The sequence below is a fragment of the Kluyvera sichuanensis genome (assembly GCF_040930405.1).
Lineage (GTDB): Bacteria > Pseudomonadota > Gammaproteobacteria > Enterobacterales > Enterobacteriaceae > Kluyvera > Kluyvera sichuanensis.
Map to the genome: position 1 here is coordinate 3924761 of NZ_CP162271.1, position 15364 is coordinate 3940124.

At 56.5% G+C, this 15364-nt stretch carries 13 protein-coding genes and 5 tRNA genes; 12 read left to right on the forward strand and 6 right to left on the reverse strand.

The window, feature by feature from the left end; all coding sequences use genetic code 11:
* Positions 1-29: 29 nt before the first annotated feature.
* The 6 genes from AB2B48_RS18860 to AB2B48_RS18885 all read left to right on the forward strand — a co-directional run bounded on the left by AB2B48_RS18860 (position 30) and on the right by AB2B48_RS18885 (position 2017).
* Positions 30-106: transfer RNA gene (locus tag AB2B48_RS18860), tRNA-Arg, on the forward strand.
* A gap of 57 nt (positions 107-163) precedes the next feature.
* Positions 164-239: transfer RNA gene (locus tag AB2B48_RS18865), tRNA-His, on the forward strand.
* A 23-nt stretch (positions 240-262) separates the two neighbouring features.
* Positions 263-348 (forward strand) — tRNA-Leu (locus AB2B48_RS18870).
* A gap of 44 nt (positions 349-392) precedes the next feature.
* A tRNA-Pro gene (locus AB2B48_RS18875) sits at positions 393-469 on the forward strand.
* 90 nt (positions 470-559) lie between these two features.
* A tRNA-Pro gene (locus AB2B48_RS18880) sits at positions 560-636 on the forward strand.
* Between the two features lie 145 nt (positions 637-781).
* A complete protein-coding gene (locus AB2B48_RS18885) occupies positions 782-2017 on the forward strand; it encodes an anaerobic sulfatase maturase (protein WP_368299842.1) in 1236 nt (411 codons plus the stop codon).
* Positions 2018-2061: 44 nt separating this feature from the next.
* On the opposite strand, the gene AB2B48_RS18890 is transcribed toward AB2B48_RS18885, so the two are convergent.
* The 5 genes from AB2B48_RS18890 to hemC all read right to left on the reverse strand — a co-directional run bounded on the left by AB2B48_RS18890 (position 2062) and on the right by hemC (position 8417).
* A complete protein-coding gene (locus AB2B48_RS18890) occupies positions 2062-3714 on the reverse strand; it encodes a sulfatase-like hydrolase/transferase (protein WP_368299843.1) in 1653 nt (550 codons plus the stop codon).
* A 603-nt stretch (positions 3715-4317) separates the two neighbouring features.
* Positions 4318-5514 (reverse strand): protoheme IX biogenesis protein HemY, encoded by a 1197-nt coding sequence (gene hemY / locus AB2B48_RS18895; protein WP_368299844.1) that lies wholly within the window; start codon positions 5512-5514, stop codon positions 4318-4320.
* Between the two features lie 3 nt (positions 5515-5517).
* Entirely contained in the window at positions 5518-6717 is a 1200-nt protein-coding gene (gene hemX / locus AB2B48_RS18900) for a uroporphyrinogen-III C-methyltransferase (RefSeq protein WP_368299845.1), read from the reverse strand.
* Positions 6718-6738: 21 nt separating this feature from the next.
* Positions 6739-7479, reverse strand: coding sequence for a uroporphyrinogen-III synthase (gene hemD, locus AB2B48_RS18905; RefSeq protein WP_368299846.1), 741 nt, complete (start codon positions 7477-7479; stop codon positions 6739-6741).
* Positions 7476-8417 carry a hydroxymethylbilane synthase gene (gene hemC / locus AB2B48_RS18910; protein WP_185669771.1) on the reverse strand — a complete coding sequence of 314 codons (942 nt, stop codon included), beginning with the start codon at positions 8415-8417 and terminating at the stop codon, positions 7476-7478. The genes hemD and hemC overlap by 4 nt, the downstream gene beginning before the upstream one ends.
* Positions 8418-8835: 418 nt before the next feature.
* On the opposite strand from hemC, the gene cyaA reads away from it, so the two are divergent.
* Positions 8836-11382: a class I adenylate cyclase gene (cyaA, locus tag AB2B48_RS18915; RefSeq protein ID WP_035896459.1), complete on the forward strand. Its 2547-nt coding sequence runs from the start codon at positions 8836-8838 to the stop codon at positions 11380-11382.
* 92 nt (positions 11383-11474) lie between these two features.
* Here cyaA and cyaY read toward each other — a convergent pair whose 3' ends face one another.
* Complete coding sequence (cyaY, locus tag AB2B48_RS18920; RefSeq protein WP_035896460.1) at positions 11475-11795, reverse strand: iron donor protein CyaY; 321 nt, start codon at positions 11793-11795, stop codon at positions 11475-11477.
* Between the two features lie 139 nt (positions 11796-11934).
* Here cyaY and AB2B48_RS18925 point away from each other — a divergent pair, with 139 nt between their 5' ends.
* The 5 genes from AB2B48_RS18925 to yigB are packed head-to-tail and all read left to right on the forward strand — an operon-like array spanning position 11935 to position 15317.
* Positions 11935-12138: an LPS translocon maturation chaperone LptM gene (locus tag AB2B48_RS18925; protein WP_368299847.1), complete on the forward strand. Its 204-nt coding sequence runs from the start codon at positions 11935-11937 to the stop codon at positions 12136-12138.
* Between the two features lie 35 nt (positions 12139-12173).
* Positions 12174-12998: a diaminopimelate epimerase gene (gene dapF / locus AB2B48_RS18930; protein ID WP_185669777.1), complete on the forward strand. Its 825-nt coding sequence runs from the start codon at positions 12174-12176 to the stop codon at positions 12996-12998.
* Positions 12995-13702 (forward strand): DUF484 domain-containing protein, encoded by a 708-nt coding sequence (locus tag AB2B48_RS18935; RefSeq protein ID WP_185669768.1) that lies wholly within the window; start codon positions 12995-12997, stop codon positions 13700-13702. The genes dapF and AB2B48_RS18935 overlap by 4 nt, the downstream gene beginning before the upstream one ends.
* A complete protein-coding gene (gene xerC, locus AB2B48_RS18940) occupies positions 13699-14601 on the forward strand; it encodes a tyrosine recombinase XerC (protein WP_368299848.1) in 903 nt (300 codons plus the stop codon). Before AB2B48_RS18935 ends, xerC begins: the two co-directional genes overlap by 4 nt.
* A complete protein-coding gene (gene yigB, locus AB2B48_RS18945) occupies positions 14601-15317 on the forward strand; it encodes a 5-amino-6-(5-phospho-D-ribitylamino)uracil phosphatase YigB (protein WP_368299849.1) in 717 nt (238 codons plus the stop codon). The genes xerC and yigB overlap by 1 nt, the downstream gene beginning before the upstream one ends.
* Positions 15318-15364 lie beyond the last annotated feature (47 nt).

Genomic DNA, 15364 nt, shown 5'->3' on the forward strand with positions numbered 1-15364 from the left:
CGTATTATCCGACCCCGCAACGGCGCTAAGCGCCCGTAGCTCAGCTGGATAGAGCGCTGCCCTCCGGAGGCAGAGGTCTCAGGTTCGAATCCTGTCGGGCGCACCATTTACCCGGTGCTGGAGCTGCGGTGGTTCTAAAAGACCGCGTAAGAGGTTTGCAGTGGTGGCTATAGCTCAGTTGGTAGAGCCCTGGATTGTGATTCCAGTTGTCGTGGGTTCGAATCCCATTAGCCACCCCATTATTTGATAGAGTTGTGAAATTGCGAAGGTGGCGGAATTGGTAGACGCGCTAGCTTCAGGTGTTAGTGTCCTTAGGATGTGGGGGTTCGAGTCCCCCCCCTCGCACCACGACTTTATAATGAATTGAATTTATAATTCAAAAAGCAGTACATCGGCGAGTAGCGCAGCTTGGTAGCGCAACTGGTTTGGGACCAGTGGGTCGGAGGTTCGAATCCTCTCTCGCCGACCAATTTTAGACCCTGCAGAGCAGGGTTTTTTATTCAAGACTTAACGTCATGAATAAAAACCGAATTGAACGATAATTCAAAAAGCAGTATTTCGGCGAGTAGCGCAGCTTGGTAGCGCAACTGGTTTGGGACCAGTGGGTCGGAGGTTCGAATCCTCTCTCGCCGACCAATTTTGAACCCCGCTTCGGCGGGGTTTTTTGTTTTCTGCAATCCTGCTCACGCCCCGTCGCAATAAACGCCGCTCTCTTCTTTCTACGTAGCTGTACTATTCCCCCTTCCACAATGGACGACGTTTTACTCAGGAAGGAGTGAATATGCTGCAACAGGTTCCGACGCGTGCGTTTCACGCGATGGCGAAACCGAGCGGTTCAGCGTGTAACCTGAACTGTACCTACTGTTTCTATCTCGAAAAACACGCGCTTTATCCCCTTCAGCCCACGACGCATATGGACGATGCCACGCTTGACGCTTACGTGCGGCACTATATTGCCGCTAGCGAACCTCAGGATGAAGTCGTCTTCACCTGGCAGGGCGGAGAGCCTACGCTGCTGGGGCTGGACTTCTATCGCCGCGCGGTGGCGCTGCAGCACACTTACGGTGCGGGTCGGCGGATTAGCAATAGTTTCCAGACCAACGGCGTACTGCTGGATGACGAGTGGTGCGCGTTTCTGGCTCAGCACCATTTTCTGGTTGGGCTTTCGCTGGACGGCCCGGCGGAAATTCACAATCTCTACCGGGTGACGAAAGGTGGGCGGCCCACGCATAAGCTGGTGATGCGCGCGCTGAAGCTGCTGCAAAAGCACGGCGTTGAATACAACGTGCTGGCCTGCGTGAATCGACAGAGCGCGTGCGAGCCGCAGCGGGTATACGACTTTTTGCGCGACGCAGGTGTCACCTTCATCCAGTTTCTGCCGGTGGTTGAACGCCTTGCCGATGACACTGCGGCCCAGGCTGGCCTAACGCTGCACGCCCCCGGTGAGATGAAAGGTTCTCTTACGTCGTGGTCCGTTCGCCCCGAAGCGTATGGCGACTTCCTGATTGCGGTATTCGATCGCTGGCGTCAGCGCGATGTCGGCCGCGTTTTTGTGATGAACATTGAATGGGCGTTCGCAAGCTTTGTCGGTGCGCCCGGCGCGGTTTGCCACCATCAGCCGACCTGCGGGCGTTCGCTGGCGATAGAGCATAACGGCGATGTTTATGCCTGCGATCATTACGTGTACCCGGAATACCGTCGAGGTAATCTGCATCACGATACTTTCGCGAGCATGGTGGACTCGTCGGTACAGGTTGAATTCGGCAGGGAGAAATACAGCACATTGCCAACACAGTGCCGCGAGTGTGCCGTGCTGAAAGCCTGCTGGGGAGGCTGCCCGAAGCACCGCTTTATGCCGACCGCATCCGGCGAACCAGGGCTTAACTATCTCTGCGCCGGGTTCCAGCGCTATTTTGGCTATCTGCCGCCTTACCTGAAAGCGATGGCCGACCTGCTGGCGAATGGCCGCCCGGTGAGCGACATCATGAAGGTGCATCTGGTGAGGGCAAAGCAGTAGGGTGATAAAAAGCCCGCTCCCGGATGGAGGCGGGCGGGTTGACCTTACAGCTTAATTTGTACCTTCGGCGGATACTTCTGCAGGATCTTCATATAGTCATGAATTTCGGTCTGCAGCGGCACGCCCATTGGAATGTGGCGCACGCCGATAGCATCGCTTTCCTGCGGGTCGGTGTAGAGATTAAAGACCGCGGTACCGGCCGTCTGCATGATGGCGCCGGAGAAACCGCCCTGGTAGCCGCTTTGGGTAAAGGCATACGGCTGCTGGATAACCAGATGATATTTAAATTCATCCATACGTACGGCGGACAGCTGGCCGTTCAGGAAGTAATGCTCTGCTTTACGGTTAGATTGGCCGTTGGTACCGAGGAAGAATGAAGACTGGTCGACGCCATCGATAAAGGTGGTTGTCGGCACCAGCTTAGCGACTTCGGCTCCGCCTTTCCCGGCCAGCGCCAGCGCGGTAGGGAACAGATCCGCCAGATCGACAATGCCGTCAGATTTACGCGGCTGGATCATCCCTTTCCAGTAGACGAAGGTCGGTACACGAACGCCGCCTTCCCAGGTTGAGCCTTTCGCACCGCGGAACGGCGTACGGCCATGCGGTGGGACTTCGGCTTCCGGGCCGTTGTCGGAGGTAAAGACAATCAGCGTATTTTCCAGCTGGCCGTTTTTCTCCAGCGCGTTATACAGGTTAGCGAAGACGTCATTCATCTCCACCATGCAGTCGCCGTAAGAGGTACGAGCCGGTGAACTACCCGCATATTTGGCGTTCGGATAGTTGTCGAAGTGACAGCCGCGCGTGCCGTAGTACAGGAAGAACGGCTTATCGCTTTTGGTCATCTTATTGAGGAACTCAACGCCGTACTGCATCCAGCGCTGATCCAGATCTTCCATATATTTCGGCGTGATATCGGCGATGGCTTCCTGCTTGCCGCCGCGTACGGCGTGGACATCGTCTTTACTGAACGGCAGATTTTTAATGTACTCCGCGCGGTCCGGGCTCAGCGCGACTTCCGGGTTAACATGAACGTCGCGCCATTCGGTGTACATGTCCGATACCGAGTTAAAGCCTCGGAAGTCATCAAAGCCGACGTTTTGTGCCTGCGACCCTTCGTTTTCACCCATGTGCCATTTACCGATCGCCTGGGTAACGTACCCTTGATCGTGCAGCAGCTGCGGTAGGGTAGTCAGCCCTTCCAGGCCCCCCGGCATGCCGTACATTGGCGGCATTTGAATGCCGTGGTGAACGGAGTACTGCCCGGTCATGATGGTGGCGCGCGTCGGTGAAGAACTTGGCTGTGAATAGGCCGATGTCAGAATAAGCCCCTGGCTGGCGACGGCGTCAATATCCGGCGTTGGGTTGCCAACGGCAATACCGCCGCCGTTAAAGCCGACGTCCATCCAGCCGACGTCATCCAGCACGAAAATAACCACGTTGGGTTTCTTCCCGGTTTTTTTGGCAATATCCGCGAGTTTTTGCTGTGTCTCTTTATTCTGCTCGGGGTGCATCATGACCGGCATCATATTTTCAGCGATGGTAGTCGCCGGTTTTACTAAATATTGATTGGGGTGATCGTAGCCGGCAAAACCTTCTCTGGCTTTGGCTACCGCAGGCGTGTCTGCGGCGTTAGCCAGCGCGGGAAGTGCCGCCAGCACAGCGATCGCCAGCAGCCTTGGGGGGAAAGATAAATCCATTATAATATCTCCATGATTTATATATTTTACTGATTTAATTTATACGCCGCGATTGGGCGTAACGGTCTGATGAATAAATAGAGGTGATTCTTTTATTTCAGTGAATATAAAATGGGCCGATGCAGCGAGGGAAATTCTATACCTTATATTTTTACTCTGTAAATATAAGTCCGCTATAGAAAGGGGCAGGATCAAATATTGCGCGCTGTTTTTTTATGAATTGATATAGGGAATGAATATTATCTTATTTATTTTCTTGTTCAGGAGTGTCCTCCCTGAGGATCCTGTGACATAATGCGCCGCGTAGATGCTCATTCCACCTCTTATGTTCGCCTTTGGCCTCATAAACTCGGGAATGACGCAGAGCCGTTTACGGTGCTTATCGTCCACTGACAGATGTCGCTTTTGCCTCATCAGACACCATGGACATTACGTTGAGTGAAGCACCCATTATGTTGTCGAATTAAACCTGTTTAACGCCTGCTCCCAAAAGGAGCGGGCGTTTTTTTATGCCCAGTTGTAGCCCGGCCAAGCGCAGCGCCGCCGGGGCCGCACAGCGGCCAAAAAAAAGGGGCCATTCGGCCCCTTAACAAATGCTCTACCTTACGCGGGTGGGTTATTCTGCAGCGTCAGCATCAACCCATCACGGCGCATTGTCGCTGCTTCTTCCGGCTGCTTCAGACGATCAAGCGTATCGGCAAGCCACGCGTAGTCGAACGCGTCCGGACGCTGCTTCAGCGCAGCGCGGAACGCCAGGCTCGCTTCCTGCCACTCGCCGTGCTTCATCAGCGACTGACCCAGCGTACTCCACAACAGCGGGCGATCGCCTACCGTTTTGATCTGCTGGCGCAGCAGTTTTTCCATTTGCTCCGGGTTATTGGTGCGCAGGCGCGGGATCAGCATCACCAGACGATCGTCATACTGGCGCTTCAGCCCATCGATAATGATCTGCTGTGCAGTGTCATGATCGTCACATTCAATCAGGTGATCGGCAATGGCGACCTGCAGGGCCACCTGATGACGGGTTTTGCGGCTCTGGTTTTTCCACCAGTTACGCAGCCCTTCGCTGCCCTGATCGGCGCGAGCCTGATCCATCAGACCAATCCACGCCTGCTGTTCCAGCGCAGCACGGTGCGCATCGTCGCCGACGTGGGCTTTCGCCATGGACGGGATGATATCCAGCAGCGAGCTCCAGGCTCCGGTCTGAATATAGGCCTGCTCTGCCAGGCGCAGCACTTCCGGGTGGCGCGGTGCCACTTCCAGTAGTTTATCAATGCCGTGGCGCGCCGCGTGATTCTCGTGGCGTGCCAATTGCAGGCGGACGCGGGTGATTTCGACCGGAATCAGGTCGTTGCCTGCGTTTTCAGCGGCGCGCTGAAGGTGCTGATTGGCACGCGCTTCGTCACCGCGCTGCTGTGCCGCTTCGGCCGCCAGCAGGTAGTTCACCACCGGTTGCTCGGCGTGATCGGCATTTTTCGACATCAGCTTCTCTACCTGCTGATAGTCGCCTTCTGCCAGCTTCAACAGCGCCTGTTCCGTCTGCTTACGCGCACGGCGACGCTTACGCCCAACAAACCAGCCGCGCGTGTGGGCGCTGGTGCGGAAGATACGGCGCAGAATCCACTCCAGGGCGAACAGCGCTACCATTATCAGGATCATGATAATGACTAAGCCGGTCACGCTGGTTTCAACGTTATAGTTGTCGGTCTGAATCAGAACATAACCCTGATGGCCGGCGATCATCGGGCCGAGCACCACACCGGCAATCAGCAGTGCGAAGAGTAAGAGAACTTTTAGCATCGGTTACTCTCCTTGCGCTGGGGCAGGTGCTGGCGCTGGCTGCACGGGGGCCACAGCGACAGGCTCTGCGGACGTGACGGCAGGCTGCGCCATCAGGTTACGCACGCGGGTTTGCATCAGCTTTTCCAGAATCGGCTGGCTTTGCAGCGTTTCCGGGATATCCATGGAGATGCTCTGCTGGCTGAGTTTGTCGATCTCATCAAGGAACGTCTTCGTGGCGGCATCGTCGGTATCGTAGTAAGCGCGTACCCAGGTTGAAACGTTATCCAGCGCCTGCTTGAAGGTTTCATCCTGATGGCGCGGGATCGCCTGAGAGGCGGCAAGCAGCTGGGCGCGGATATTCTCCCGCAGGTAGATATCCTGGTTTGGCGCCAGCAGCGGAACGGCAGTTTCATCGCGACGACGAATGGTAATAAAGCTGTCCATAAAGTTCTGCCAGCTTTTCTGCAGATTCACACGCCATTCGCCGAGCGAGGCCGATAGCTCGCTGTCATCGTTATCCATCGGCGAATCGTCGGTGTTGTTGTCTGCCAGACGCAGGTTATCCACCTGATTGGCGAGCTGATTAACCTTGAGGATAATGCCGTCGTAATCCACCTGTGAAACGGCGGAAAGGCTGGCAATATCTTCGGTAATGGCGCGACGCGCGGCGATTAAGCTTGGGTCGTTCATATCCGCCAGGCTAGCGTCAGCGCTTTTCAGCAACGCCGCAGCGGTGGTGACATCCTGATCGCTCCACAGCTTGCGTCCAGCCAGCTTCACGAGGAAGTCAGACTGGGCCAGCAGCCAGGTCTTAGAGTCGGTGCCCGAAATGGCCGCCACTTTCTGCTGCATTTCGTCCAGCTGTTTAGCCATTTCCGCCTGCTGGGTTTTGGCTTCCTGCAGCTGTTCGGCCTGCTGTTTAAGCGTGGTTTCCAGCGCCTCTTTTTGCGCGTCCTGCGTTTTTTGCAGAGCGATAAGCTGATTGGCGAGGGTGTCGCTGGTCTGGGTCTGGTTGACGGCCTGCTGTTTGCCCCAGCCGTACAGGCCAATGCCTGCCGCTAGCGCAATGGCGATAGCAACGGCGCTGAGCGCCAGACTGGTTTTCCCGCCGTTATTTTTCTTCTCAGCATTTTCCGGCTTACGAGCGTCGGGCTGCGGTGAGGTTTTCACCGCATCTTCGGACTCTTCAACCACGGCGGAGTTTTCTTTTTGTTCCGTCATTATGGCTTCCAATTTTGAGAGTTATTGTAGTGCGCGCAGCAGCGCATCGTTGTCTGCGCCATCGGCAACCTGAATATCCTGCCAGCCCAACTCCTGGGCCAGTTTTGCAATACGCTCACTCACTACCAGTAGCCGACAGGTGAGCAGCCAGCGCTCCCGGTACCAGAGGGGAATCAGCGTCCAGAGTTGTTGCAGCATTTCGCCGCTGGTCACCACGAGGGTGTTGACCTCTCGCGACTGCCAGCGCATAGCCTCTTCGGCGCCGTCATAGTGGATAGCGCTGCGCTGGTAGCATTCGCACAGGGTGACATCGGCGCCGCGGGCGCTCAGCGTTTCGGCCAGCAGTTCACGCCCGCCGTTGCCGCGCAGAATCAGCGCCTTCTTTCCCGCAATAGTTTGCAATTCAGGTAATTGTAGCAACACTTCGCTGATTTCCCGATCTAATGGATAGCGAACATCGAGGCCGCTTGCCTGATGTAGCGCCAGCGCCGTAGTACGGCCAATCGCAAAATAACGGGGAGAAGTGGGCCAGCTAACGCACTGCTGCTGAAGCTGCGCGTGAGCGAAGCTGACCGCGTGCTGCGACAGAACAAACGCTAAATCGCCTTCGCGCAGTGCGCCAAGCGCCGGTACCAGCGCGTTCAGCTCGCGTCCGGGCGTAAATTCTATCAGCGGGAAATTCCAGGCTACTCGCCCCAGCGCGCGCAAACGGCTGACTAACTCTTCACCTTGCGGGGAGGGGCGGGTAACCAGAATGGTCATACGGCGGCATCTCCGTCGTAAACGGCGGCAAGGATTGCCCGCGCGCCGTTGTCCAGTAGTTCGTCGGCAAGTTCAATGCCCATGCGCTCGGCATCTTCCGGCTTGCCGCGGCGTTCACCGCACACCATCTCACTGCCATCCGGTGCGCCAACCAGCGCGCGCAGCCACAGTTCGCCGTCGTTCAGCTCAGCGTAGCTGCCGATAGGCACCTGGCAGCCACCTTCCAGACGCGTGTTCATGGCACGCTCGGCGCGAACGCGAATGGCGGTGTCGTCGTGGTTTAATGGTGCGAGCAGGGCTCGAGTCTGTTCATCGTCCAGACGGCACTCAATACCGACGGCACCCTGGCCGACTGCCGGGAGAGACTCTTCCGGCGACATCGGCTGGCGAATACGGTCATTCAGCTCAAGACGTTTTAGCCCCGCGACCGCCAGAATAATGGCATCGTAGTCACCGTTGTCGAGCTTGCTCAGACGTGTGCCGACGTTGCCGCGCAGCGAGCGGATCACCAAATCCGGGCGGCGTTTTGCCAGCTGGCACTGGCGGCGCAGGCTGGAGGTGCCGACGATACTGCCTGCCGGGAGGTCGTCCATGCAGGCGTAATGATTGGAGACGAAGGCATCGCGCGGGTCGTCACGTTCGCAGATAGTCACCAGCCCAAGCCCTTCCGGGAACTCTACCGGGACATCTTTCATCGAGTGGACGGCGATATCCGCACGGTTTTCAAGCAGCGCCAGCTCCAGCTCTTTGACGAAAAGCCCTTTACCGCCCACTTTTGCCAGCGGCGTATCGAGGATGATGTCCCCTCGCGTGACCATCGGCACGAGCGTCACCGTAAGCCCTGGATGGCAGGCCATCAGGCGTTCTTGTACATAGTGCGCTTGCCAGAGAGCGAGCGGACTTTGGCGTGTGGCAATTCTCAAAACTTTGTCTAACATGCTTGTTACCGTCGTTATCATCCATTGACCATCCTAACATTGTTGCCCTAATGATGTTAGTTTTCACGGTCTTCGTAAAAATTCTTGCTGGGAATTAAGGGGTATGCACGAAGCGTGCCTTGAGAGTCAGTAAAGGTAAGCATAAACGGGGTTGTGTTTACCGTTCATTACTGGCACTGTCTTGATCGTATGCCGGGGTTTACAGCAGCATTCAATGCTACACTTGTTGTAGTGCAACATTCTTTACGGTCAACCGGCAAGGTGTTAAATTGATCACGTTTTAAACCATTTTTTGTCCAAAATTCGATAATCACAACGGCGGACAATAAAACGGTAACGGTTCTTCTTGTTGAAATATTAAAACCTCCGTACCGCTCTGACAGGATGCGTCGAGGTTTTGAACATCAGGCGATATGTCTTGTACCTCTATATTGAGACACTGAAACAGAGACTGGATGCCATCAACCAACTGCGTGTGGATCGCGCGCTTGCAGCCATGGGACCTGCTTTCCAGCAGGTTTACAGTCTACTGCCGACATTATTACATTATCATCATCCGCTGATGCCGGGTTACCTCGACGGTAACGTTCCCAAGGGCATCTGCCTCTACACGCCTGATGAAACCCAACGCCACTATCTTGATGAGCTCGAACTGCATCGCGGTATGCCGCCGCAGACCTCCGCAAAAGGTGAACTGCCGATTACCGGCGTCTACTCGATGGGGAGTACCTCATCGGTAGGGCAGAGCTGCTCTTCCGACCTGGATATCTGGGTCTGCCACCAGTCGTGGCTCGATAATGATGAACGCCAATTGTTACAGCGCAAATGCAGCCTGCTGGAAAGCTGGGCGGCATCGCTGGGCGTTGAAGTCAGCTTCTTCCTGATCGACGAAAACCGCTTCCGTCATAATGAAAGCGGCAGCCTCGGTGGCGAAGACTGTGGTTCAACGCAGCACATTTTACTGCTCGACGAATTTTACCGCACGGCGGTCCGCCTGGCGGGCAAACGTATTCTGTGGAATATGGTGCCGGGCGAAGAAGAAGATCATTACGACGACTACGTGATGACCCTTTACGCCCAGGGCGTACTGACGCCGAACGAATGGCTCGACCTCGGTGGATTGAGCTCGCTCTCCGCCGAAGAGTACTTCGGTGCCAGCCTGTGGCAGCTCTATAAGAGCATCGACTCACCGTATAAAGCGGTGCTGAAAACCCTGCTGCTGGAAGCCTATTCCTGGGAATACCCGAATACGCACCTGCTGGCGAAAGACATTAAACAGCGCCTGCACGACGGCGAGATCGTCTCCTTCGGTCTCGATGCCTACTGCATGATGCTGGAGCGCGTAACCGAGTACCTGAAGGCGATTGAAGATGAAACCCGCCTTGACCTCGTGCGCCGCTGCTTCTATCTGAAGGTGTGCGAAAAGCTCAGCCGCGAACGCGCCTGCGTTGGCTGGCGTCGTGAAGTGGTCGGCCAACTGGTGAAAGAGTGGGGCTGGAGCGAAGAGCGTCTGGCGATGCTTGATAACCGCGCCAACTGGAAAATCGACCAGGTGCGTGAAGCGCACAACGAACTGCTCGATGCGATGATGCAGAGCTACCGTAACCTGATTCGCTTCGCTCGTCGTAACAACCTGAGCGTTTCCGCTAGCCCGCAGGATATCGGTGTGCTGACGCGTAAGCTGTACGCCGCGTTTGAAGCGCTGCCGGGTAAGGTGACGCTGGTGAACCCGCAGATCTCTCCGGACCTGTCCGAACCGAATCTGACCTTTATCTATGTTCCGCCGGGACGTGCCAACCGTACGGGTTGGTACCTCTACAACCGTGCGCCGAACATGGAATCCATCGTCAGCCATCAGCCGCTGGAATATAACCGCTATCTGAATAAGCTGGTGGCCTGGGCCTGGTTTAACGGCCTGCTGACCTCGCGTACGCGCCTGTTTATCAAGGGTAACGGCATTGTCGATCTGGCCAAACTGCAGGAGATGGTTGCTGACGTGTCGCACCACTTCCCGCTGCGTCTGCCTGCGCCAACGCCGAAAGCGCTCTACAGCCCGTGCGAAATTCGCCATCTGGCGATTATTGTTAACCTCGAATATGACCCGACGGCGGCCTTCCGCAATCAGGTGGTGCATTTTGATTTCCGTAAGCTCGATACCTTCAGCTTTGGCGAAGATCAGAAATGCCTGGTCGGCAGCGTCGACCTGCTGTACCGCAACTCGTGGAACGAAGTGCGTACGCTGCACTTCAACGGCGAGCAGGCGATGATCGAAGCGCTGAAAACCATCCTCGGTAAAATGCACCAGGATGCCGCGCCGCCGGACAGCGTCGAAGTGTTCTGTTATAGCCAACACCTGCGCGGTTTAATCCGTACTCGCGTACAGCAACTGGTGTCGGAATGCATCGAACTGCGCCTTTCCAGCACCCGTCAGGAAACCGGGCGCTTTAAAGCGCTGCGCGTCTCCGGGCAGACCTGGGGCCTGTTCTTTGAACGTCTGAACGTGTCGGTGCAGAAGCTGGAAAACGCCATTGAGTTCTACGGCGCGATTTCGCATAACAAGCTGCACGGACTTTCCGTTCAGGTTGAGACTAACCATGTTGAGCTGCCGCAGGTGGTCGATGGTTTCGCTAGCGAAGGGATTATCCAGTTCTTCTTCGAAGAGTCGGGCGAAGATCAGGGCTTTAATATCTATATTCTCGACGAGAGTAACCGCGCAGAGGTGTATCACCACTGCGAAGGCAGTAAAGAAGAGCTGGTGCGTGACGTCAGCCGCTTCTACTCATCGTCACACGATCGCTTCACCTACGGCTCAAGCTTTATCAACTTCAACCTGCCGCAGTTCTACCAGATTGTGAAGGTAGATGGGCGTGCTCAGGTGATCCCGTTCCGCAGCCAGGCCATCGTGCCGCCGCCGTCCAATCAGGACAATAACAACGCGCCGTTGTTGCAGCAGTATTTCTCTTAAAATCCCGGCGTCGCTTCGCTCGGCCGGGCTACCGTTATGATCCGTAGCCCGGACGAGGCGTTTACGCCGACTCCGGGGATCGTGCAGAGTGCTTAGCGGAAGCTAACCTCTTCACCCGCCTGCTGTGTCGCCGCTTGCTCTAACAGATCCCAGAAGGTTTCGCCGCTGCGGTCGCAAATCCACTCATCACCCTTCAGGTCAAAATGGTAGCCGCCCTGTTTGGTCGCCAACCACACCTGGTGCAATGGCTCCTGACGGTTAATAATAATTTTGCTGCCGTTTTCAAAACTGATGGTCAGCACGCCGCCGTTGATCTCGCAGTCGATATCGCTATCGCCGTCCCAGTCGTCCAGACGTTCTTCGATGGTCAGCCACAGGGTATCGGCGAGGCGATGAAATTCACTGTCGTTCATTGTTGTTTCCCGTTATTTAGTGATGGCGGCAGTATAGCGTGAAACAAATCACGTTGCAGTCAGGTGCTTAACGCTTGCTTTTGCGCCTTCTCCTGCGATGATAGAAAATAGAAAGCATTGAACTACAGGCATCTTAAGAATGAATAAGATTTTTCGACCGCTGGCAGTGATACTTGCATTATCTAGCCTTGCAGGCTGCGGCCTGAAGGGCCCACTCTATTTTCCTCCGGCTGATAAAACGGCAGCTCCGCCGACGCAACCCGTCACTCCTCCGATTCAGAGCAGTTCTCCGGATCGTAACGACCGTGGTGATAACGGCGGCCCGACGCAGGTTAATTACTAATATTACCGTTCTGTTCCGCGCAACTGGAGTAGATGATGCAGTTCTCTAAAATGCATGGCCTCGGCAACGATTTCATGGTCGTCGACGCGGTAACGCAGAATGTCTTTTTCTCGCCCGAGCTTATCCGCCGACTGGCGGACAGGCATCTTGGCGTGGGTTTCGATCAACTGCTGGTTGTGGAACCGCCTTACGACCCCGATCTGGATTTTCACTACCGCATCTTCAACGCCGACGGCAGCGAAGTTTCCCAGTGCGGTAACGGTGCTCGCTGTTTCGCCCGCTTTGTGCGCCTGAAAGGGCTGACCAACAAGCGCGATATCCGCGTGAGCACCGCCAATGGCCGTATGGTCTTAAGCGTGACCGACGACGAGCTGGTTCGCGTGAATATGGGCGAGCCGAACTTCGAACCGTCTCAGGTGCCGTTCCGCGCTAACAAAGCGGAAAAGACCTATATCATGCGCGCCTCTGAGCAGACAGTATTGTGCGGCGTGGTCTCCATGGGGAACCCACACTGCGTGATTCAGGTCGATGATGTCGACACCGCCGCGGTAGAAACGCTTGGCCCGGTGATGGAAAGTCATGAACGTTTTCCAGAACGCGCTAACATTGGTTTTATGCAGGTAGTGAAGCGGGACCACATCCGTCTGCGCGTTTACGAACGCGGTGCGGGTGAAACTCAGGCTTGCGGCAGCGGCGCATGTGCGGCGGTTGCCGTCGGCATCCAGCAGGGCTTGCTGGCGGAAGAGGTGCGCGTGGAACTGCCGGGCGGGCGACTTGATATCGCCTGGAAAGGCCCGGGCCAACCGTTGTTTATGACTGGCCCGGCGGCACATGTCTATGACGGATTTATTCACTTATGAAACACGTCGGGGAAGAACAGCAGGACGCTCTCACTACGCTGAATGACGGCGCGGTCGTGGATTATCTGTTGCAACATCCTGAATTCTTTATTCGTAATGCCGCAGTGGTTGAGCAAATGCGCGTCCCGCACCCGGTGCGGGGCATGGTCTCTCTGGTGGAGTGGCACATGGCGCGTTCGCGCAACTACATTGCCATGCTGGAAGAGAACATGAGCCAGCTTATGGAACAGGCGACGGCGAACGAAAGCCTGTTTTACCGCCTGTTGCATCTACAAAACCGGCTGGCCTGCGCGGAAAGTCTGGACGATCTCCTGCTGCGCTTCCATCGCTGGGCGCGTGAGCTGGGGCTGGCAGGCGCATCGCTGCGGCTGTTCTCCGACCGCTGGCGTCTCGGCGCCCCTTCCAGACATACCGATCTGGTGCTCTCCCGTCAGGCTTTTGAGCCGCTGCGCATTCAGCGCTTAGGTCAGGCCAACCACTATCTTGGCCCCCTTAACGGCCCTGAACTGCTGCTGGTGCTTCCTGAGGCGAAAGCCGTAGGGTCGGTGGCGATGTCGATGATGGGCAGCGATGGCGATTTAGGCGTGATCCTCTTTAGCAGCCGCGACCCGCACCACTATCAGCCGGGGCAGGGCACACAGCTGCTGCAGGAAATCGCCCTGATGCTGCCGGGCCTGCTGGAACGCTGGATCGAGCGCGTATGACCGGTACCGGGCTAGGGCCAGCCGTTACCCGCTTTCTGCGCTATCTGGGCGTAGAGCGCCAGCTTAGCCCCATCACGCTCCTCAACTATCAGCGTCAGCTTGATGCCATTATTGAACTGGTCGAAGGGATGGGCCTGCAGAATTGGCAACAATGTGATGCTGCGATGGTGCGCAGCGTGGCGACCCGCAGCCGCCGCAAAGGGCTGGGTGCCGCCAGTCTGGCGTTACGCCTGTCGGCGCTGCGCAGCTTCTTTGACTGGATGGTGAGTCAGGGCGAGCTTCCGGCTAACCCAGCAAAAGGTATCGCCGCGCCGAAAGCGCCGCGCCATCTGCCAAAAAATATCGACGTTGATGACGTTAACCGTCTGCTGGATATCGATCTCAATGACCCGCTGGCGGTGCGCGATCGCGCCATGCTGGAGGTGATGTACGGCGCGGGGCTACGTCTTTCTGAACTGGTGAATCTGGATATTAAACATCTGGATCTCGATACCGGCGAAGTGTGGGTGATGGGGAAAGGCAGCAAAGAGCGACGCCTGCCGATTGGCCGTAACGCCGTGGTGTGGATTGAGCATTGGCTCGACCTGCGTGGACTGTTCGGCAGCGACGAGGACGCGCTGTTTCTCTCGAAGCTTGGCAAACGGATTTCGGCGCGAAATGTGCAAAAGCGCTTTGCCGAATGGGGTATCAAGCAGGGGCTGAATAGCCACGTGAACCCTCACAAGCTGCGCCACTCGTTTGCTACCCATATGCTCGAGTCGAGCGGTGACCTGCGCGGTGTGCAGGAACTGCTGGGCCACGCCAACCTGTCGACCACCCAAATCTATACCCACCTTGATTTTCAACACCTTGCCTCGGTGTACGATGCGGCGCATCCGCGCGCCAAACGGGAGAAATAATGCGTTTTTATCGGCCGTTGGGCGCTATCGCTGCGCTGACGTTTGACCTTGATGACACCCTTTACGATAACCGCCCGGTGATTGACCGAACGATACAGGAGTCGCTGACCTTTGTGCGCGGCTACCATCCGGCGCTGGCGAACTTCGATGCTCGTACGCTGCAGCAGTGGCGTGATGCGTTGTTAAAGACGGAGCCAGAAATTTACCACGACGTCACCGAGTGGCGCTGGCGTGCGCTGGAATCTGGTATGCGTCAGCTTGGGCTGACGGTTCAGGAAGCCAAAGCCGGTGCCGACGCGGCGATGGCGAATTTCGCCCAGTGGCGCAGCCGGATTGATGTGCCGCAGGAAACCCACGACACGCTGGCGAAACTGGGCCAAAAATGGCCGCTGGTGGCGATCACCAACGGTAACGCTCAGCCGGAACTGTTCGGCCTGAGCGACTACTTCCAGTTTGTACTGCGCGCCGGCCCGGACGGGCGCTCGAAGCCGTTTGCCGATATGTACCATCTGGCGGCCGACAAGCTCAACGTACCGCTCGGCGAGATTCTGCATGTGGGCGATGACCTGACCACCGACGTGGCAGGCGCGATTCGCTGTGGCATGCAGGCCTGCTGGATCAAACCGGAAAATGCCGACCTGATGCAAACCGCAGATAGCCGTTTGTTGCCGCATGTCGAGATTTCCCGGTTGGCATCTCTGACCTCGCTGATATAATCGTAAGCAACTCTGTATAAATTCCCAGGGGTCCTACTGGGCCCTGT

Excerpts from the sequence above, each read along its gene's own strand:
- AB2B48_RS18885 (WP_368299842.1), top strand. The coding sequence starts at position 782 with ATGCTGCAACAGGTTCCGACGCGTGCGTTTCACGCGATGGCGAAACCG.
- AB2B48_RS18890 (WP_368299843.1), bottom strand. The coding sequence starts at position 3,714 with ATGGATTTATCTTTCCCCCCAAGGCTGCTGGCGATCGCTGTGCTGGCG.
- hemY (WP_368299844.1), bottom strand. The coding sequence starts at position 5,514 with ATGCTAAAAGTTCTCTTACTCTTCGCACTGCTGATTGCCGGTGTGGTG.
- hemX (WP_368299845.1), bottom strand. The coding sequence starts at position 6,717 with ATGACGGAACAAAAAGAAAACTCCGCCGTGGTTGAAGAGTCCGAAGAT.
- hemD (WP_368299846.1), bottom strand. The coding sequence starts at position 7,479 with ATGACCATTCTGGTTACCCGCCCCTCCCCGCAAGGTGAAGAGTTAGTC.
- hemC (WP_185669771.1), bottom strand. The coding sequence starts at position 8,417 with ATGTTAGACAAAGTTTTGAGAATTGCCACACGCCAAAGTCCGCTCGCT.
- cyaY (WP_035896460.1), bottom strand. The coding sequence starts at position 11,795 with ATGAACGACAGTGAATTTCATCGCCTCGCCGATACCCTGTGGCTGACC.
- AB2B48_RS18925 (WP_368299847.1), top strand. The coding sequence starts at position 11,935 with ATGAATAAGATTTTTCGACCGCTGGCAGTGATACTTGCATTATCTAGC.
- dapF (WP_185669777.1), top strand. The coding sequence starts at position 12,174 with ATGCAGTTCTCTAAAATGCATGGCCTCGGCAACGATTTCATGGTCGTC.
- AB2B48_RS18935 (WP_185669768.1), top strand. The coding sequence starts at position 12,995 with ATGAAACACGTCGGGGAAGAACAGCAGGACGCTCTCACTACGCTGAAT.
- xerC (WP_368299848.1), top strand. The coding sequence starts at position 13,699 with ATGACCGGTACCGGGCTAGGGCCAGCCGTTACCCGCTTTCTGCGCTAT.
- yigB (WP_368299849.1), top strand. The coding sequence starts at position 14,601 with ATGCGTTTTTATCGGCCGTTGGGCGCTATCGCTGCGCTGACGTTTGAC.